Source organism: Streptococcus sp. HMSC34B10 (assembly GCF_001839505.1).
In the GTDB taxonomy this organism is placed as follows: domain Bacteria; phylum Bacillota; class Bacilli; order Lactobacillales; family Streptococcaceae; genus Streptococcus; species Streptococcus peroris.
Genome location: NZ_KV841553.1, coordinates 117597 through 137341, shown reverse-complemented (window position 1 = coordinate 137341; position 19745 = coordinate 117597). Strand labels below are relative to the sequence as shown.

Here is a 19745-nt window from a genome sequence, read left to right as displayed (position 1 = left end):
ATGATTTTAACAGTCACAATGAACCCATCCATTGACATTTCATATCCTTTGGATGAGTTGAAAATTGATACAGTCAATCGTGTTGTTGATGTTACGAAAACCGCTGGTGGTAAAGGACTCAATGTAACACGCGTTTTGTCAGAGTTTGGTGATCCTGTTGCCGCAACTGGTCTAGTTGGTGGTAAACTCGGAGAATATTTGCTAGAAAATATTGGTGGAGATGTCAAAAAACATTTCTATACAATTGCTGGTGAAACGAGAAACTGTATTGCTATTCTCCACGGAGACAATCAAACAGAAATCCTTGAAAAAGGTCCAAAAATTCAAGAAAAAGAAGGTCAAGGTTTCCTTGGACATTTTAAAGAATTGTTGAACCTTGTTGATGTTGTTGCAATTTCAGGAAGTCTACCAGCTGGTCTTACAGTAGATTATTATGCTAATCTTGTTCATCTAGCGAATCAAGCAGGTAAACCGGTAGTTCTCGACTGCTCAGGTGCTGCACTTCAAGCAGTTTTGGAATCAGATCACAAGCCAACAGTCATCAAACCAAATAATGAAGAGTTATCTCAACTCCTTGGAAGAGAGATTTCTGAAGATTTGGAAGAGTTAAAGGCAGTTCTTCAAGAACCTTTATTTGAAGGAATTGAATGGATTATCGTATCGTTAGGTGCGAATGGAGCCTTTGCAAAACATGGAGATACTTTCTATAAAGTAGATATTCCAAAAATTCAAGTGGTTAATCCTGTTGGGTCAGGAGATTCTACAGTTGCAGGGATTTCTTCAGGTTTGTTCCACAAAGAATCTGACCAAGATTTGCTTAAAAAAGCTAATGTTCTTGGAATGCTAAATGCTCAAGAAAAAATGACTGGTCATGTAAACATGTCCAATTATCAAACACTATTTAATCAATTAACAGTAAAAGAGGTATAAAATGGTTTTATCAACACAAAAACGTGCATATTTAGAAAAACTTTCTGACAAAAATGGTATTATTTCAGCTCTTGCTTTTGACCAACGTGGAGCTTTGAAACGTTTGATGGCTCAATACCAAGATGAAGCACCAACAGTTGCACAAATGGAAGAATTGAAAGTCTTGGTAGCTGATGAATTGACAAAATATGCTTCATCTATGCTTCTTGACCCTGAATACGGACTTCCTGCAACTAAAGCTTTGGATAAAGAAGCTGGTCTTCTCCTTGCTTATGAAAAAACAGGATATGATACTTCAAGCACAAAACGTTTGCCTGACTGCTTGGATGTTTGGTCTGCAAAACGTATCAAAGAACAAGGTGCTGATGCAGTTAAATTCTTGCTTTACTATGATGTAGATAGTTCAGATGAGTTGAACCAACAAAAACAAGCATACATCGAACGTGTTGGTTCTGAATGTGTTGCTGAAGATATTCCTTTCTTCTTGGAAATTTTGGCTTACGATGAAAAAATTGCAGATGCTGGTTCTGTAGAATATGCGAAAGTAAAACCTCGTAAAGTTATCGAAGCTATGAAAGTATTCTCTGATCCACGTTTCAACATTGATGTATTGAAAGTTGAAGTTCCAGTAAACGTGAAATATGTTGAAGGATTTGGTGATGGAGAAGTTGTTTACAGCCGTGAAGAAGCAGCAGCATTCTTCAAAGCTCAAGACGAAGCTACTAACTTGCCATACATCTACTTGAGTGCAGGTGTATCAGCTAAATTATTCCAAGAAACACTTGTCTTTGCTCATGATTCAGGTGCTCGTTTCAACGGTGTACTTTGTGGTCGTGCTACTTGGGCGGGTTCAGTTGAACCTTATATCAAAGAAGGTGAAGTAGCAGCTCGCGAATGGCTTCGTACAACTGGATTTGAAAACATTGATGAACTCAATAAAGTACTTCAAACAACAGCTACTTCATGGACTGAACGTGTCTAAATTTCCCCCCTTTTATGTCCTAAAACCTAGCTAAAAAACTTTAAAAAAAAGTTGTATGTAAAGGTTTACAAAATAAAAATCTTGTGCTATACTTAAATCACAAGTTAATACAAAGTGAGTGTTACTAAGTAATATTAGGCATGATCACAGATGACTCAGATGTATATTTTTTGAGTTCATTTGTGATCATTTTTTATGCTCACAAAACTTAAATAATAGGGCAAGGAGGTTGCCATGTATCGGATATTAAATCCAATGAATAACAATGTTTCTCTCGTGCGGAATAGCAAGGGAGAGGAGTTGATCGTAATTGGTAAGGGTATTTCGTTCGGTAAGAAGAAAGGAGATTTGATTTCTGAGGATCAGGTTGAAAAAGTTTTTCGGATGAAAACAGAAGAGTCGCGAGAAAACTTTATGGCTCTTCTAAAGGATGTACCGCTTGATTTTATTACAGTCACTTATGAGATTATTGATAATCTTTCTAAAAAATATCAATATCCTGTCCAAGAGTATCTATACGTCACTCTGACAGACCATATCTATTGTTCTTATCAGGCTATTAGCCAAGGACGCTATAAGGATAGTAACTTGCCTGACATTTCTGCCAAATATCCTATCGCTTTTCAAATTGCACAAGAAGCTTTTGAAATTTATCGTCAAAAACTGACAGAAAATTTTCCTGAAGACGAAATCATTCGTATCGCTTATCATTTCATCAATGCCGAAGGTGAGAGTGAAGTCGAAGTTGTTGAGTCGATTGATAAGAGAAAGGAAATTTTAAAGAGGGTCGAAAGCGTTTTGAAGAGTTATAAAATCCAGCGAACACCTGAAAATAATAATTTCTACGACCGCTTTATGATTCATCTAAATTATTTCTTGGATTATCTGGATCGTAGTCGCGATGATAATCAATCCTTGCTCGATATGGAAGAACATATAAAGAATACCTATCCAGAATCATTCGAGATTGGTAGCAAAATTTATGAGGTCATTGCTCAGGAAACTGGTCTTGACCTCTACAAGAGTGAACGAGTTTATCTTGTTCTACACATCCAACGTTTATTGTCATAACGCTTTACTAAAAAATATATAAGGAGAATTCTATCATGAATAGAGAAGAAGTAACATTGTTAGGTTTTGAAATCGTTGCCTATGCAGGTGATGCTCGTTCAAAATTATTAGAAGCTTTGAAGGCTGCTGAAGCTAGCGATTTTGCTAAAGCAGAAGCTCTTGTTGAAGAAGCAGCAGGTTGCATTGCGGAAGCTCACAAAGCGCAAACATCTATGCTTGCTCAAGAAGCTGCAGGGGAAGAAATTCCATACAGCATCACAATGATGCACGGACAAGATCACCTGATGACAACAATCTTGCTAAAAGATTTGGTGCATCATTTAATTGAACTTTATAAAAGAGGAGCTAAATAATGAATAAGTTAATTGCCTATATCGAGAAAGGAAAGCCTTTCTTTGAAAAACTATCTCGAAATATCTATCTTCGTGCTATTCGTGATGGATTTATCGCAGGAATGCCAGTCATTCTCTTCTCAAGTATTTTTATCTTGATTGCTTTTGTTCCAAACTCTTGGGGCTTTAAATGGTCTGATGAAGTAGTAGCACTTTTGATGAAACCTTACAGCTACTCTATGGGGATTCTAGCAGTCTTGGTAGCTGGTACCACTGCTAAATCTTTAACAGACTCCGTCAATCGTAGTATGGAGAAAACCAACCAAATCAACTATATGTCAACGCTATTGGCGGCTATTGTTGGTTTGCTGATGTTAGCAGCTGACCCAATCGAGGGTGGCTTTGCAACTGGTTTCCTTGGAACAAAAGGGTTGCTTTCAGCCTTCCTGGCAGCTTTTGTAACTGTAGCTATCTATAAGGTTTGTGTGAAGAACAACGTTACTATTCGCATGCCTGACGAAGTTCCACCGAATATCTCACAAGTCTTTAAAGACGTTATTCCGTTTACGCTTTCAGTTGTTTCTCTTTATGCTCTTGACTTATTAGCACGTCATTTTGTTGGTGCAAGTGTGGCAGAATCAATCGGTAAATTCTTTGCTCCATTATTCTCTGCAGCTGATGGATACCTTGGTATTACTATTATCTTTGGTGCTTTTGCCTTCTTCTGGTTTGTCGGTATTCACGGCCCATCTATCGTTGAACCTGCCATTGCAGCGATTACTTATGCAAATGCCGAAGTCAACTTGAACCTTCTTCAACAAGGTATGCACGCTGATAAGATCCTTACATCTGGTACACAAATGTTTATCGTCACTATGGGTGGTACAGGAGCAACTCTTGTAGTTCCATTCATGTTTATGTGGTTGTGTAAGTCTAAGCGTAATCGTGCAATCGGACGTGCTTCAGTAGTTCCTACATTCTTCGGTGTAAATGAACCAATCTTGTTTGGTGCACCACTTGTTTTGAACCCAATCTTCTTTATTCCATTTATCTTCGCACCTATTGCAAACGTATGGATCTTTAAGTTCTTTATCGAAACTCTCGGCATGAACTCATTTACTGCCAACCTTCCATGGACTACACCTGGGCCTCTAGGTATTGTTCTTGGTACAAACTTCCAGTTCTTGTCATTTGCTCTTGCAGCATTGTTAATCGTAGTGGATATTGCAATCTACTATCCATTCCTTAAAGTTTATGACGAACAAATTCTTGAAGAAGAACGTTCTGGTAAAGCCAACGATGAATTAAAAGAAAAAGTAGCCGCAAACTTCAATACTGCTAAAGCTGATGCTATCCTTGAAAAAGCTGGAGTAGAATCAGCACAAAATACAATTACAGAAGAAACCAACGTACTCGTTCTTTGTGCGGGTGGAGGAACAAGTGGTCTTCTTGCCAACGCTTTGAATAAAGCTGCTGCAGAATACAATGTTCCTGTGAAGGCTGCCGCTGGTGGCTATGGTGCTCACCGTGAAATGTTGCCAGAATTTGACCTTGTTATTCTTGCTCCTCAAGTAGCTTCAAACTATGAGGACATGAAGGCTGAAACAGATAAACTTGGAATCAAATTGGCTAAGACTGAAGGAGCTCAATACATCAAGTTGACTCGTGATGGTAAAGGTGCTCTTGCATTTGTTCAAGAACAATTTCAATAATAATAAATACTGTTGATTGAAGTGAGATGGAGAAGGGTACCTCACTAACTCCTCTCCGCTCGCTTTTCATTTTATCCAATCAAGAAATAGGTGAAAAAATGACAAAAACACTTCCAAAAGATTTTATTTTCGGTGGCGCAACAGCAGCTTATCAAGCAGAAGGTGCAACTCATACAGATGGTAAAGGACCAGTTGCATGGGATAAATATTTAGCAGATAACTATTGGTATACTGCTGAACCAGCGAGTGATTTCTACCATAAATATCCAGTAGACTTAAAATTAGCAGAAGAATATGGTGTAAATGGAATCCGTATTTCTATTGCTTGGTCTCGTATTTTCCCAACTGGCTATGGTGAAGTAAATCCAAAAGGGGTAGAATTCTATCATAAGTTATTTGCAGAATGCCATAAACGTCATGTAGAACCATTCGTAACTCTTCACCACTTTGATACACCTGAAGCACTTCACTCAAACGGAGACTTCTTGAATCGTGAAAATATCGAACACTTTGTAAATTATGCTGCCTTCTGTTTTGAAGAATTCCCAGAAGTAAACTACTGGACAACCTTCAATGAAATCGGCCCAATCGGTGATGGTCAATACTTGGTAGGTAAATTCCCACCAGGTATTCAATACGACCTTGCCAAAGTCTTCCAATCTCACCACAATATGATGGTTTCTCATGCTCGTGCTGTGAAATTGTACAAAGACAAAGGCTATAAAGGTGAAATCGGGGTTGTTCACGCCCTTCCAACTAAGTATCCATTGGATCCTAAAAATCCTGCAGACGTTCGTGCTGCGGAGTTGGAAGATATCATCCACAACAAATTTATCTTGGATGCTACTTACCTTGGACACTATTCAGATGCAACCATGGAAGGTGTAAACCACATTCTTTCAGTTAATGGTGGTATCTTGGATCTTCGTGACGAAGACTTTGCAGCGCTTGAAGCAGCTAAAGATTTGAACGACTTCCTTGGAATTAACTATTACATGAGTGACTGGATGGAAGCCTTTGATGGTGAAACTGAAATCATCCACAACGGTAAAGGTGAAAAAGGAAGTTCTAAATACCAAATCAAAGGTGTTGGTCGTCGTGTAGCTCCGGACTATGTGCCTCGTACTGACTGGGACTGGATTATCTACCCTCAAGGTTTGTATGACCAAATCATGCGTGTCAAGAAAGACTATCCAAACTACAAGAAGATCTACATCACTGAAAACGGACTTGGATACAAAGATGAATTTGTGGACAACACTGTTTACGATGATGGCCGTATTGATTATGTGAAACAACACTTGGAAGTATTGTCTGATGCGATTGCAGATGGAGCAAACGTCAAAGGATACTTCATCTGGTCATTGATGGACGTCTTCTCATGGTCTAATGGTTATGAAAAACGTTATGGACTCTTCTATGTTGATTTCGATACACAAGAACGCTATCCTAAGAAATCTGCACATTGGTACAAGAAACTAGCTGAAACTCAAGTGATTGAATAGTACTAATAGTCATTATGTATAGAATTCAAGTGAGGAAATTTCATGCTCAAAGATTTTATTAAATCACTCTATGAAAAAGTTTATATTATTAACTTTGAACAGTGCTCTCATATACCATCTTTGACCAAGGAACAACTTGCAAGTCTTGGGAAATGGTATGTCTCGACGGGTAAGGAGTGGCTTTGTCATTCAGACTATGAACTCGAAGAATTTCAAAAGCTATTTTTAAATTTTGTTGACACAGATGAAACGGATAACATTTCCTTTGATTCGGATTTTATGCCATTTCAACACTAATATAATAAGCCTATCAAGACGATGGGCTTATTTTTTGTGAGAGTATTAAATTATTTTGGAGTAAAAAATAAAGCATCCGACTAACGAATGCTTTATTAAGGTTTGATAATATTAGTTTGTTTGGATAAATCTTGTAGGGTTTCTTCGCTAAGTTTTGAATCTGAAATAATAGTATCGATATCAGAAATATTATAAAAGTTGTAAAAATCAAATTTATCGAACTTACTATGATCAGCTAAAAGAATCTTTTTATTTGCATTTTCTAATGCTAATTTTTGAACCTCACCTTCATCCTCACTAAAAGTAGCAATAGCATGATCTTTGATTCCGTTGCAACTAACAAAGGCTTTAGAAAATTGAAGGCTCTCGATGCCCTGAAGAGTTAAAGTTCCAACAAAGGCACCAGTAATTTCTCGATAATTTCCACCAATCAAAATTAAATCTGTCAATTTTCGTTCATTTAAGATAATGAATACTGGTAAGCTATTTGTTACCACACGGATATTATCAATTGGAAGTTCATGAGCAAAGAACTCGAGAGTGGTTCCAGGACCGATAAAAATAGTTTCTCTTTCTTCAACTAAGTGACCAGCAAATTTAGCAATCTCTTGTTTTTCAGCGATTTGTAAACCTTGTTTTTCAATGTTAGAGCGTTCGTTTACTAAAAGTGAAGTAGAACGAAGTTTTTCAGCACCTCCGTGCACTCGAATAAGTAGATCCTTATCAGCTAACTCTTGTAAATAACGTCTAGCAGTCATGTCCGAAATATCTAGCCGATTCATTATCTCTTTAACTGTGATTGTTCCTCTTGTATTTACAATTTCTAAAATCGTATCTAGTTTTTCTTTTTTTAGCATTGAATCACCCCCATAATCTAATATTATTTTATCATATTTTAAACATTAAAGCAACTTAATGAAAACAAAAATAAACAAAAACAAAAGAACATCTAAGTTAAAAAAACATAGATGCTCTTTTGTTTTTAAATTAATCTAAACCGTAGTTGTAATCGTCGTCTTGCATTGCTTCAACTTCACCAAGTAGATATCCGTTACCAACTTGAGAGAAGAAGTCGTGGTTGGATGTGCCAGTCGAAATACCATTCATAACGATTGGATTGACATCGTCTGCTGAGTCAGGAAAGAGCGGATCTTGTCCTAGATTCATAAGAGCTTTATTGGCGTTGTAACGAAGGAAAGTTTTAACCTCTTCAGTCCAACCAACAGTATCATAAAGGCTTTCTGTATATCCTTCCTCATTTTCATAAAGTGTGTAGAGAAGGTCATACATCCAGTCTTTTAACTTTTCTTGTTCATCTTGAGGTAATTCATTGAAGCCTAGTTGGAATTTATAACCGATATAAGTACCATGAACAGATTCATCACGAATAATGAGTTTGATAATCTCAGCAACGTTAGCTAACTTGTTATTTCCTAGATAATAGAGCGGAGTGAAGAAACCAGAATAAAAGAGGAATGTTTCAAGAAATACACTGGCTACTTTCTTTTCAAGAGGAGTACCGTTTTGATAAATTTCATTAATGATTTGTGCTTTTTTCTGAAGATATGGATTTGTATCAGTCCACTCAAAGATTTCTTCAATTTCAGATTTAGTATTCAAGGTTGAGAAAATCGAAGAATAAGATTTAGCATGGACTGATTCCATAAATTGAATGTTGTTAAAAACTGCTTCTTCGTGAGGAGTACGGATATCAGCACGTAGAGCATTAACCCCAGTTTCAGACTGCATAGTATCCAAAAGTGTTAAACCACCAAAGACTTTTCCTACTAAGTCTTTTTCTTTATTAGACAACTTCCTCCAATCATCTAAGTCGTTTGACAAAGGAATACGAGTATCGAGCCAAAATTGCTCCGTCAGCTTTTCCCAAGTTGATTTATCAATGACATCTTCGATGGCATTCCAGTTAATGGCTTTGTAGTAAGTTTCCATTACAAATCTCTTTCTTTAATGTTAATCAATAAAATAATAATGAATCCCAGTAATAAGGTTTAGTGAGTTCTTAAATCACACAACTTTCACATTGGTTAGCGCCAACTTCTCCACCGTCATCTGTATAGGTACGAACGTAGTAGATAGATTTAATTCCCTTATTAAAGGCATAATTACGAAGGATAGAAAGGTCACGTGTCGTTTGTTTGTTTTCTGATTTCCATTCGTAAAGTCCTTGTGGAATATCACTGCGCATGAAGAGTGTGAGTGAAAGTCCTTGGTCTACGTGCTCAGTTGCGGCAGCGTAAACATCAATTACTTTACGCATGTCCATATCGTATGCAGAAGTATAGTAAGGAATGGTGTCTGTTGACAATCCTGCAGCAGGATAGTAAATCTTACCGATTTTCTTCTCTTGACGTTCTTCAATCCGTTGAGTGATTGGGTGGATAGAAGCAGAAACATCGTTGATGTAGCTGATAGAACCGTTTGGTGCTACAGCAAGGCGGTTTTGGTGGTAAAGACCATCCACTTTAACTTTATCACGAAGTTCAGCCCAATCAGCAGCACTTGGGATAAAGACATCTTTGAAGAGTTCTTTGATACGATCAGATTTTGGAACAAACTCTCCAGTTACATACTTATCAAAATAAGTCCCGTTGGCATAGTCTGATTTTTCAAAGTTGTGGAAGGTAATGCCGCGTTCACGTGCGATATTGTTTGATTCTACGAGAGTCCAGTAATTCATGAGCATAAAGTAGATGCTGGTAAATTCAACAGACTCAGGTGATCCATACTCAATTAGTTGTTGAGCTAGATAACTGTGAAGTCCCATAGCCCCAAGACCAAAGGTGTGTGCTTGGCTATTTCCATGGTCTATAGTAGGAACAGCAACGATATGAGAACTATCTGTAACGAAAGTCAAAGCACGTACCATAGCTCGAATAGAGCGACCAAAGTCAGGTGAAGTCATCATGTTGACCACGTTTGTTGAACCAAGGTTACATGAAACGTCAGTACCCATTTTAAGGAATTCTTGAGCATCGTTGATTAAGCTCGGTTCTTGGACTTGAAGAATTTCAGAACACAAGTTACTCATGATGATTTTACCATCGACTGGATTAGCGCGGTTAGCAGTATCGATGTTGACTACATAAGGATAGCCAGATTCTTGTTGCAATTTAGAAATTTCTGTTTCCAAATCACGCGCCTTTATTTTTGTCTTGCGGATGTTTGGATTTGCCACCAATTCATCGTATTTTTCAGTGATATCAATATAGTTGAAAGGTACGCCATACTCTTTTTCAACAGAATAAGGACTGAAGAGATACATTTCTTCGTTTTTACGTGCTAATTCGTAGAATTTATCTGGTACCACAACACCAAGTGATAAAGTCTTCACACGAACTTTTTCATCGGCATTTTCTTTCTTAGTAGAAAGGAAGGCAATAATGTCTGGGTGGAAGACGTTGAGGTAGACCACACCTGCACCCTGACGTTGTCCCAGTTGGTTTGAGTAAGAGAAGCTGTCTTCGAAGAGTTTCATAACTGGTACGACACCAGAGGCAGCACCTTCATATCCTTTGATAGGAGCTCCAGCTTCACGAAGGTTGCTGAGTGAAATCCCTACACCACCACCGATACGTGAAAGTTGAAGAGCCGAGTTGATAGAACGTCCGATAGAGTTCATATCATCTGTAACCTGGATCAAGAAACAGGATACCAATTCACCACGACGTGCACGCCCTGCATTTAAGAAAGATGGTGTAGCAGGTTGGTAGCGTTGGTGGATGATTTCATTGGCAATATCAATTGCGATAGTTTCATTGCCATCAGCAAAGTAAAGAGCGTTAAAGAAGACACGGTCTTCCATGCTCTCAAGATAGTATTCCCCATCATTAGTTTTCAAGGCATATTGATTGTAAAACTTGTATGCTGCCATGAATGACTTGAATTGGAAGTTTTGATCTTTAATAAATTGATAAAGCTCTTCTAAGAATTCTGGACGATATTTCTTGATAAATGCTGTTTCGATATAGTCTTGTTTGATGAGGTAATCAATTTTATCTCTGATAGAATCAAATACCATTGAGTTAGGCTCAACATTTTCTTTAAAGAATGCATCCAAAGCTTCTTTATCTTTATGAAGCATAATTTGACCATTAACTGGACGGTTAATTTCATTATTTAGACGGAAGTAAGTTACATCCTCGAGTTGTTTTAATCCCATAAAATTCCCTTTAATTCATTACAAAAGAAAGGCTTCTAAGATTGACATAGAAGCTTTGAGTCCTGATTGTTAAGCAAGTTTTTTGAGTTTTGCTGGTTGGAACCCAGAGAAAACTTCAGTCGGTGTTTGGATGATAGGAGCAGCGCTAAAGCCGAGCTCTTTAACTTGTTCAATAAATTCAGGTTGTTCGTCAAGATTGATTTCGCGATATGTGATGTTGTTACTATCTAAGAATCGTTTGGTCATTTTACATTGAACACAATTATTTTTAGAATAAACGGTTACCATTCTGTAACTCCCCTTTCAAAATTTAATTACTTCTTAAGTATATCAGAAAAAAAATCTTTGTCAACGAAGAAGAACTAAATATTGTAGATTTTTTTAGATAAGAGATAATTAAACACAATATATAGTGTTTGTAAAAAATAAAACCCATAAATAACAGCGTTTTCTAAATGTTAAAAATATAAAAAACTACATGATGTATTTTGATATATAAAATAGAAGATTTTCAGCAAGTTATCTGAAAGGAAAAAGAAGAAATCCCATAAAACACTTGAAAAAAATCACAGAAGGTGATATAATACCAAATTGTAAGGGTTATCAGATATAACTCAAAAAAGAAAGAACAAAAGGAGAGTCAAACTATGGCTTCTAAAGATTTCCACGTAGTGGCAGAAACAGGTATTCACGCACGTCCAGCAACATTGTTGGTACAAACTGCTAGCAAATTTGCTTCAGATATTACTCTTGAATACAAAGGTAAATCAGTTAACCTTAAATCAATCATGGGTGTTATGAGTCTTGGTGTTGGCCAAGGTGCAGACGTTACAATCTCTGCTGAAGGTGCAGACGCTGATGATGCTATCGCTGCAATCTCAGAAACAATGGAAAAAGAAGGATTGGCATAAGAATATGACAGAAATGCTTAAAGGAATCGCAGCATCTGATGGTGTTGCAGTTGCTAAAGCATATCTACTCGTTCAACCGGATTTATCATTCGAGACTGTTACAGTCGAAGATACAAATGCAGAAGAGGCTCGTTTGGATGATGCTCTTGAAGCTTCTCAAAACGAGCTTTCTCTTATCCGCGAGAAGGCTGTAGGTACGCTTGGTGAAGAGGCAGCGCAAGTATTTGACGCTCACTTAATGGTTCTTGCTGACCCAGAATTGATTGGTCAAATTAAAGAAACAATTCGTGCTAAAAAAGTAAATGCTGAAGCAGGTCTGAAAGAAGTAACAGACATGTTTATCACGATTTTTGAAGGAATGGAAGATAACCCATACATGCAAGAGCGCGCAGCGGATATCCGCGACGTTACAAAACGTGTTTTGGCAAACCTTCTTGGTAAGAAATTACCGAACCCTGCTTCTATTAATGAAGAAGTGATTGTGATTGCACATGACTTGACTCCATCTGATACTGCTCAATTGGACAAAAATTTCGTAAAAGCTTTTGTAACAAACATTGGTGGTCGTACAAGCCACTCAGCAATCATGGCTCGTACACTTGAAATTGCTGCTGTATTGGGGACAAACAACATTACTGAACTTGTCAAAGATGGCGACATTTTGGCAGTTTCAGGTATTACTGGTGAAGTTGTTATCAACCCAAGTGAAGAGCAAATTGCTGAATTTAAAGCAGCTGGTGAAGCTTATGCGAAACAGAAAGCTGAATGGGCTCTCCTTAAAGATGCTAAAACAGTAACAGCTGATGGTAAACACTTCGAGTTGGCTGCCAACATTGGTACACCTAAAGACGTAGAAGGTGTTAATCATAATGGTGCAGAAGCTGTTGGTCTTTATCGTACAGAATTCTTGTACATGGACTCTCAAGATTTCCCAACTGAAGACGACCAATATGAAGCGTACAAAGCAGTTCTTGAAGGTATGAACGGTAAACCTGTTGTCGTTCGTACAATGGATATTGGTGGGGATAAAGAGCTTCCTTACTTCGATCTACCTAAAGAAATGAACCCATTCTTGGGTTACCGTGCTTTGCGTATTTCTATCTCTGAAACTGGTAACCAAATGTTCCGTACACAATTGCGTGCTTTGCTTCGTGCATCTGTTCACGGTAAATTGCGTATCATGTTCCCAATGGTTGCTTTGTTGAAAGAATTCCGTACAGCTAAAGGTATTTTGGAAGAAGAAAAGGCTAAATTGCTTGCTGAAGGAGTTACAGTTGCTGATGATATTCAAGTTGGTATCATGATTGAAATCCCAGCTGCTGCGATGCTTGCAGACCAATTCGCGAAAGAAGTTGATTTCTTCTCAATTGGTACAAATGACCTTATCCAATACACAATGGCTGCTGACCGTATGAACGAACAAGTTTCATACCTTTACCAACCATATAACCCATCAATCCTTCGTTTGATCAATAACGTGATCAAAGCAGCGCATGCTGAAGGTAAATGGGCCGGTATGTGTGGTGAAATGGCTGGTGACCAAACAGCTGTTCCGCTTCTTGTCGGAATGGGATTGGATGAGTTCTCAATGTCAGCTACTTCAGTACTTCGTACTCGTAGCTTGATGAAGAAATTAGACACAGCTAAGATGCAAGAATATGCTAACCGTGCTCTTACTGAATGTTCAACAATGGAAGAAGTTATTGAGCTATCAAAAGAATACGTTAACTTCGATTAATAATTTAAGCCTTGTAACTTTGGTTGCAAGGTTTTTTGATCTTTTATATAGAAAACTCTTTCTGTAAAATTTCTAAAAAATATGGTAAAATAGACAAAGGAAAAATACGGAGGCAACTATGCAAAACAGACCAATCATTATCGGAGTAACAGGGGGATCTGGAGGAGGAAAAACAAGCGTTTCTAAAGCTATCTTATCGCATTTTCCTAATGAAAAGATTGCCATGATTGAGCATGATTCTTATTACAAGGATCAGTCTCACTTAACCTTTGAGGAACGAATCAAGACAAATTATGACCATCCATTTGCTTTTGATACAGATTTGATGATTGAGCAGATAAAGGAATTGCTAGCAGGACGCCCTGTAGATATTCCAACCTATGACTATACAGAACATACACGAAGTTCAAAGACTTATCGTCAAAAACCACAGGATGTTTTTATTGTCGAAGGGATTTTAGTTCTTGAAGATAAGCGTCTCCGTGATCTTATGGATATCAAGATTTTTGTGGATACAGATGATGATGTTCGAATCATTCGCCGGATTAAACGGGACATGGAGGAACGGGGTAGAAGCCTGGATAGTGTTATTGAACAATATTTAAGTGTAGTGAAACCGATGTACCATCAGTTTATTGAGCCAACAAAGCGCTATGCAGATATTGTGATTCCTGAAGGGGTGTCAAATATAGTTGCGATTGACTTGTTAACAACAAAAATTGAAAAGATTTTAGAAGAAGCTCGTTTAGCTCAATAATAAATAGAAAAACTGTATCTTTTGATACAGTTTTTATTGTTTTATTTTTTCAAGTCTTGGAACAATGATAAGGGTTAAGAGAGCAGAGATGATTAACTCTGCGATAGAATTGGAAGAAATAACACCTGCAAGTAAAAGTTGAATGTTTCCATCATAGACATTGCCAAAGAAGATGAAAATCCCGCCTAAAACAAAAATCGTATTCGTGAGTGAACCAAGAGCACCTGCGAAGATGAGTCCAGCTCTGCCTCTTAGAAGTTTATAGATAAAATAAGGTGTCAAACCGATTAAGATACGTGGTACAATAGCGACGATGACTGAATATAGGTTTCCATTTGGTACAAAAGGTGAGAAGAGGTAGCTTGTGGGTAGGATTGTAATTGTATTAACCGTTAAACTAATCAGTCCCATCAAGAAACCTAATGTTGCTCCAATCCTTGGTCCATAGATAATACTTGCAATAATGACTGGAATGTGGACGATAGTTGGTTTAATAGGAAAAGGCAAGACATTAAACAAGATAGAACTGAGCAGATGAATAACAATCATACAAGCAAAGAAGATAGCGATTGGAGCAATGTTAGAGCGTTTGTTCATGAAGTTTATCCTTTATTTGTTGTAAAATAGTTTCAAGATCAGCGAGAGCGCCACGACCGATATCTCCACAAGCTAGAAGAGAATCTTTGGGAGAAATAATACTATAACCGTAACTTTCTAAGGTTTTTAGATTAGCTTGAGTAGCTGGATGATCATACATTTTTGTGTTCATAGCTGGAGCCAATAATTTAGATACAAAGTGTGGCAAAGCAAGAGCAGTAGCAGTCACCATATTGTCAGCTATGCCTTGTGCGAGTTTAGCGATTGTATTAGCTGTTGCTGGAACTACGATAAATAAATCTGTTTCTTTCCCGATTTGAATGTGGTTCACTTGATCTGGAGAAGGTTCGTGCATGACATCAAGGTGTACGGTATTTTGTGATAGTACTTGTAAGGTTAATGGCTGAATGAATGCTGTTGCAGCCTGGGTCATAAGAACAGTTACTGAATGCCCCTGTTTTTTCAAAGAACTAACTAAGTCAGCTGCCTTATATGCAGCAATGGAACCGGTAATAGCGAGTGTAATACGTGCCATAATATTCCTTTCTTTTAGTCATAACTCTGGATCTTCTCGAGGAGTAAATCCGCAATTTCTTCTTTAGTAGTAGCAGTTTGGAAGGAATTTTTTTCAACTAAGTAAGCCTTATGTTGCTCTCTACTAATCTGAGTAAGGTCGTTTGCGACAATTAAATTAGCTTGATTCTTTTCAAGACTTTCCCGAGCGATCCCAATCAAGTGTTCTTGGCTGACATCAACTAATAATTTAAATCCAATCAGATGAATTGAAGGATTCCACTCTTTGACAAGTGAAATGATTTTAGGATTTTTCTTGAGAAATAGCACCTGTACTTCATCTTTAGATGAGACTTTTGTTTCCTGATTCTTCCTATTTAAAAACTCAGTTAAATCTTGACTGGCTTGTACTTCCTCAAAGCCAGTCATATAGACAGGAGTGTAGTCAGATACTGCCATAGAGTGAATTAAGACCTGGTAATTCATAACTTTGTCTTTCATCACTTGCAGTAAATCAGCAGTATTTTTAATTTCGATGATGGTTAAGTTTGGATGATTAACCGGCTTTACTGCTTGAAATGTGGTAATCAAGCAAACTTCATGTCCAGCCTTAAGTAAGGTTTCTGTGATAATTTTACCCAGTCTACCAGAAGAATGGTTAGTTATTGAACGAACACTATCAATCGCTTCGCTAGTACCACCAGAAGTTACTAAAATTTTCATAGAACCATTTTACACAAAAAAGACTTTTAAGTCAAAGAAAGCGGTTTAGTTTAGCTTTGAGTTATTATAGTTATTATCTATAAAGACATATAAAAAATAGATAATTCTTGTAATTTCACAGAATTATGGCAAAAAATACGAACAATAAATTCATTTTTGTATAAATAAATCTTGTTTTATGATATAATGAGTTAACACATTAGATGTAGAGGAGTTTTGAATGAAAACAGATATTGAAATCGCACAGAGTATCGAGCTAAAACCAATCGTTGATGTTGTAGAGAAACTTGGTATTTCTTACGACGATTTGGAATTGTACGGAAAGTACAAGGCTAAACTAAGCTTTGATAAAATTCGTGAAGTTGAAACCAATCCAGTTGGTAAGTTGATTCTTGTTACAGCTATCAACCCAACGCCAGCAGGTGAAGGGAAGTCAACCATTACCATTGGTCTTGCTGATGCTTTGAACAAGATTGGTAAGAAAACTATGATTGCTATTCGCGAACCGTCTCTTGGACCAGTCATGGGAATTAAAGGTGGTGCAGCTGGTGGTGGTTATGCTCAAGTACTACCAATGGAAGATATCAACCTTCACTTTACTGGGGATATGCACGCTATTACAACTGCAAACAATGCTCTCTCTGCCTTGGTTGACAATCACTTGCACCAAGGAAACGAGCTAGGAATTGACCAACGTCGTATTCTCTGGAAACGTGTTGTTGACTTGAACGACCGAGCTCTTCGTCATGTAACTGTTGGCCTTGGTGGTCCACTTAATGGCATTCCACGTGAAGATGGTTTTGATATCACAGTTGCTTCAGAGATCATGGCTATCCTTTGCTTGGCAACTGACATTGATGATTTGAAACGTCGTTTGGCAAATATCGTCATCGGCTACCGTTATGATCGTAGTCCTGTGACTGTTGGTGATTTACAGGTTGAAGGTGCCTTGGCCTTAATCTTGAAAGATGCTATCAAACCAAACTTGGTTCAAACGATTTATGGTACACCTGCCTTTGTACATGGTGGCCCATTTGCCAATATCGCTCACGGATGTAACTCAGTTTTAGCTACAACAACAGCTCTTCACTTAGCTGATTACACAGTGACAGAAGCTGGTTTTGGTGCAGACCTTGGTGCAGAGAAGTTCCTTGATATCAAAACTCCAAACTTGCCAACCGCTCCAAGTGCAGTAGTCATTGTAGCGACTCTTCGTGCCCTTAAAATGAATGGCGGAGTTGCTAAAGATGCTCTGACAGAGGAAAATGTAGAAGCAGTACGTGCTGGATTTGCAAACTTGAAACGCCACGTTGAGAATATCCGTAAGTTCGGTATTCCAGCGGTTGTTGCTATTAACGAATTTGTATCCGATACAGAAGCAGAAATCGCAGCCTTGAAAGAGCTTTGTGCTTCAATCGATGTTCCTGTTGAATTAGCTAGCGTATGGGCTGATGGAGCTGAAGGAGGAGTTGCTCTAGCTGAAACTCTCGTCAAAACAATTGACGAAAATCCAGCTAACTACAAACGTTTGTATGACAATGAACTTTCTGTTCAAGAAAAGATTGAGAAGATTGTCACTGAAATCTATCGTGGTAGCAAAGTAAATTTTGAGAAAAAGGCTCAAACACAAATCGCTCAAATTGTGAAAAACGGTTGGGATAAACTGCCAATCTGTATGGCAAAGACTCAATACAGCTTCTCAGATAATCCAAATGCTCTTGGTGCGCCTGAAAACTTTGAAATTACCATTCGTGAATTGGTACCAAAATTGGGCGCAGGCTTCATCGTTGCTCTTACTGGTGACGTTATGACCATGCCTGGACTTCCAAAACGACCAGCTGCGCTCAACATGGATGTTGAAAGTGATGGTACAGTTGTAGGATTATTCTAATAGAATTTTTAAAAGACAACCTTAAGATTAGGGTTGTCTTTTAGTTTCTAAAAACTCCTAGAATACTTCTAGGAGTTTTGGTTTTATTTCATAGTTGGGAAAAGAAGGACGTCACGGATAGTAGTCGTATCAGTGAGGAGCATGCAGAGACGGTCAATACCGATTCCAAGTCCACCTGTTGGTGGCATACCATATTCAAGTGCTTCAATGTAATCGTAGTCAATGCCTGTTGCTTCATCATCACCCAATTCTTTTGCTTTAGCTTGTGCTTCGAAACGGCTGAGCTGGTCGATTGGGTCATTCAACTCAGTAAAGGCATTACCGTATTCTTTAGTCATGATGAAGAGTTCGAAACGGTCTGTAAAGCGTGGATCTTCAGGGTTTTTCTTAGCAAGTGGAGATACAGCTACTGGATGTCCATAAACGAAAGTTGGTTGGATTAATGTTTCTTCGACAAATTCTTCAAAGAAGGCGTTGATAATGTGACCAACTTCAGTGAAGTGTTTTTCAACAGGAACTTTCTTCTCAGCCGCGATAGCTTTAGCTTCTTCGAAAGTCATATCTTTCCAGAAATCAACACCTGTAATTTCCTTAATAGCATCCACCATGTGCACTCGCTTAAATGGTTCGTTAAGCATGATTTCAGTTCCCTGATAGATAACTGGACCATCGCCTTTAACAGCTTTAGCAACGTGTTGGATAATACCTTCTGTCAAATCCATAATATCATGGAAGTCTGCATAAGCCTGGTAAACTTCGATAGAAGTAAACTCAGGGTTATGTGTGGCATCCATTCCTTCGTTACGGAAGATACGGCCAATCTCATAGACACGTTCCATACCGCCGACGATAAGGCGTTTGAGGTGAAGCTCAGTCGCGATACGAAGCACCATATCAATGTTTTGGGCATTGTGGTGTGTGATGAACGGACGAGCAGCAGCACCACCGGCTTCGTTGTGAAGTACAGGTGTTTCAACTTCTAGGAAACCTTTTTGATCAAGATAACGACGAATTTCAGAGATGATTTTTGAGCGAGTTACAAAACGTTCAAAACTTTCGCGATTAGAAATTAAATCAAGGTAACGTTTGCGGTAGATAGTTTCAACGTCAGTCAAACCATGGAATTTCTCTGGAAGAGGACGAAGCGCTTTAGATAAGTGGGTGATGTGTGTAGCTTTGATAGAGAGCTCTCCCATATCCGTACGCATCACTTCACCTTCAACACCTAGGAAGTCACCAAGGTCAGCTTTCTTAAAGATTTCGTAGTTTTCTTCACCGACAGCATCTTTACGAACGTAGATTTGAATTTGACCTTCACGGTCTTGAAGGTGAGCAAATCCAACCTTACCTTTACCACGTTTTGTGACTAAGCGACCCGCGATAGTAGCAGTTTCGTTCAATTCGTGTAATTGTTCTTTATCAAGGTCAGCAAATTTATCTTTTAATTCTTGAGAATTAGCAGTGCGTTCAAAACGTGTCCCGAATGGATCAATTCCTTGTTCACGGAGTGCAGCCATTTTTTCACGACGAATAATCTGCTGGTCATTTAGTTCTTCCATATGTTCTGTTGACATGTGTTCCTCCTAATGAAATTCAAATTTTGAAA

The 19745-nt window shown here is 38.1% G+C and carries 19 protein-coding genes; 11 read left to right on the top strand and 8 right to left on the bottom strand.

The window, feature by feature from the left end; genetic code table 11:
* The 7 genes from HMPREF3237_RS04970 (at position 1) to HMPREF3237_RS04940 (ending at position 6829) form a co-directional block, all read left to right on the top strand.
* Positions 1 to 930, top strand: coding sequence for a tagatose-6-phosphate kinase (locus tag HMPREF3237_RS04970; RefSeq protein WP_070889036.1), 930 nt, complete (start codon positions 1 to 3; stop codon positions 928 to 930).
* A 1-nt stretch (position 931) separates the two neighbouring features.
* Positions 932 to 1912, top strand: a complete 981-nt coding sequence (gene lacD / locus HMPREF3237_RS04965) for a tagatose-bisphosphate aldolase (protein ID WP_070889035.1) — start codon at positions 932 to 934, stop codon at positions 1910 to 1912.
* 234 nt (positions 1913 to 2146) lie between these two features.
* On the top strand, positions 2147 to 2983 hold the full coding sequence (locus HMPREF3237_RS04960; RefSeq protein WP_070889034.1) for a PRD domain-containing protein: 837 nt from the start codon (positions 2147 to 2149) through the stop codon (positions 2981 to 2983).
* Between the two features lie 35 nt (positions 2984 to 3018).
* Positions 3019 to 3336: a PTS lactose/cellobiose transporter subunit IIA gene (locus HMPREF3237_RS04955; RefSeq protein WP_049527213.1), complete on the top strand. Its 318-nt coding sequence runs from the start codon at positions 3019 to 3021 to the stop codon at positions 3334 to 3336.
* A complete protein-coding gene (locus tag HMPREF3237_RS04950; RefSeq protein WP_070889033.1) occupies positions 3336 to 5027 on the top strand; it encodes a lactose-specific PTS transporter subunit EIIC in 1692 nt (563 codons plus the stop codon). Before HMPREF3237_RS04955 ends, HMPREF3237_RS04950 begins: the two co-directional genes overlap by 1 nt.
* A gap of 98 nt (positions 5028 to 5125) precedes the next feature.
* Positions 5126 to 6532, top strand: a complete 1407-nt coding sequence (lacG, locus tag HMPREF3237_RS04945) for a 6-phospho-beta-galactosidase (RefSeq protein WP_070889032.1) — start codon at positions 5126 to 5128, stop codon at positions 6530 to 6532.
* Between the two features lie 42 nt (positions 6533 to 6574).
* On the top strand, positions 6575 to 6829 hold the full coding sequence (locus HMPREF3237_RS04940) for a DUF3884 family protein (protein WP_070889031.1): 255 nt from the start codon (positions 6575 to 6577) through the stop codon (positions 6827 to 6829).
* Positions 6830 to 6924: 95 nt separating this feature from the next.
* Here the strand turns inward: HMPREF3237_RS04940 and HMPREF3237_RS04935 are convergent, their stop codons facing one another.
* The 4 genes from HMPREF3237_RS04935 to nrdH all read right to left on the bottom strand — a co-directional run bounded on the left by HMPREF3237_RS04935 (position 6925) and on the right by nrdH (position 11297).
* Positions 6925 to 7686, bottom strand: a complete 762-nt coding sequence (locus HMPREF3237_RS04935; protein ID WP_006145606.1) for a DeoR/GlpR family DNA-binding transcription regulator — start codon at positions 7684 to 7686, stop codon at positions 6925 to 6927.
* Between the two features lie 130 nt (positions 7687 to 7816).
* Positions 7817 to 8779, bottom strand: coding sequence for a class 1b ribonucleoside-diphosphate reductase subunit beta (nrdF, locus tag HMPREF3237_RS04930; RefSeq protein ID WP_006145605.1), 963 nt, complete (start codon positions 8777 to 8779; stop codon positions 7817 to 7819).
* Positions 8780 to 8849: 70 nt separating this feature from the next.
* Positions 8850 to 11009 (bottom strand): class 1b ribonucleoside-diphosphate reductase subunit alpha, encoded by a 2160-nt coding sequence (gene nrdE, locus HMPREF3237_RS04925; protein ID WP_070889030.1) that lies wholly within the window; start codon positions 11007 to 11009, stop codon positions 8850 to 8852.
* Positions 11010 to 11078: 69 nt separating this feature from the next.
* Entirely contained in the window at positions 11079 to 11297 is a 219-nt protein-coding gene (gene nrdH, locus HMPREF3237_RS04920; protein WP_016465794.1) for a glutaredoxin-like protein NrdH, read from the bottom strand.
* Between the two features lie 359 nt (positions 11298 to 11656).
* On the opposite strand from nrdH, the gene HMPREF3237_RS04915 reads away from it, so the two are divergent.
* From HMPREF3237_RS04915 to udk, 3 genes are all read left to right on the top strand, one after another.
* The gene (locus HMPREF3237_RS04915) at positions 11657 to 11920 is read left to right on the top strand and encodes a phosphocarrier protein HPr (RefSeq protein ID WP_000146947.1); all 264 of its coding nucleotides are present in this window, start codon (positions 11657 to 11659) and stop codon (positions 11918 to 11920) included.
* Positions 11921 to 11924: 4 nt separating this feature from the next.
* Complete coding sequence (gene ptsP, locus HMPREF3237_RS04910; protein WP_006145599.1) at positions 11925 to 13658, top strand: phosphoenolpyruvate--protein phosphotransferase; 1734 nt, start codon at positions 11925 to 11927, stop codon at positions 13656 to 13658.
* A gap of 118 nt (positions 13659 to 13776) precedes the next feature.
* Positions 13777 to 14415, top strand: a complete 639-nt coding sequence (gene udk, locus HMPREF3237_RS04905; protein ID WP_006145598.1) for a uridine kinase — start codon at positions 13777 to 13779, stop codon at positions 14413 to 14415.
* Between the two features lie 33 nt (positions 14416 to 14448).
* Here udk and HMPREF3237_RS04900 read toward each other — a convergent pair whose 3' ends face one another.
* The 3 genes from HMPREF3237_RS04900 to coaB are packed head-to-tail and all read right to left on the bottom strand — an operon-like array spanning position 14449 to position 16248.
* The gene (locus HMPREF3237_RS04900) at positions 14449 to 15012 is read right to left on the bottom strand and encodes an ECF transporter S component (protein ID WP_006145597.1); all 564 of its coding nucleotides are present in this window, start codon (positions 15010 to 15012) and stop codon (positions 14449 to 14451) included.
* Positions 14996 to 15547: a phosphopantothenoylcysteine decarboxylase gene (gene coaC, locus HMPREF3237_RS04895; protein WP_006145596.1), complete on the bottom strand. Its 552-nt coding sequence runs from the start codon at positions 15545 to 15547 to the stop codon at positions 14996 to 14998. Before coaC ends, HMPREF3237_RS04900 begins: the two co-directional genes overlap by 17 nt.
* Before the next feature lie 14 nt (positions 15548 to 15561).
* Entirely contained in the window at positions 15562 to 16248 is a 687-nt protein-coding gene (coaB, locus tag HMPREF3237_RS04890; protein WP_006145595.1) for a phosphopantothenate--cysteine ligase, read from the bottom strand.
* A 220-nt stretch (positions 16249 to 16468) separates the two neighbouring features.
* On the opposite strand from coaB, the gene HMPREF3237_RS04885 reads away from it, so the two are divergent.
* Positions 16469 to 18139, top strand: a complete 1671-nt coding sequence (locus tag HMPREF3237_RS04885) for a formate--tetrahydrofolate ligase (RefSeq protein WP_070889029.1) — start codon at positions 16469 to 16471, stop codon at positions 18137 to 18139.
* Between the two features lie 83 nt (positions 18140 to 18222).
* On the opposite strand, the gene lysS is transcribed toward HMPREF3237_RS04885, so the two are convergent.
* Positions 18223 to 19713 carry a lysine--tRNA ligase gene (gene lysS / locus HMPREF3237_RS04880; protein ID WP_070889028.1) on the bottom strand — a complete coding sequence of 497 codons (1491 nt, stop codon included), beginning with the start codon at positions 19711 to 19713 and terminating at the stop codon, positions 18223 to 18225.
* Between the last annotated feature and the right edge of the window lie 32 nt (positions 19714 to 19745).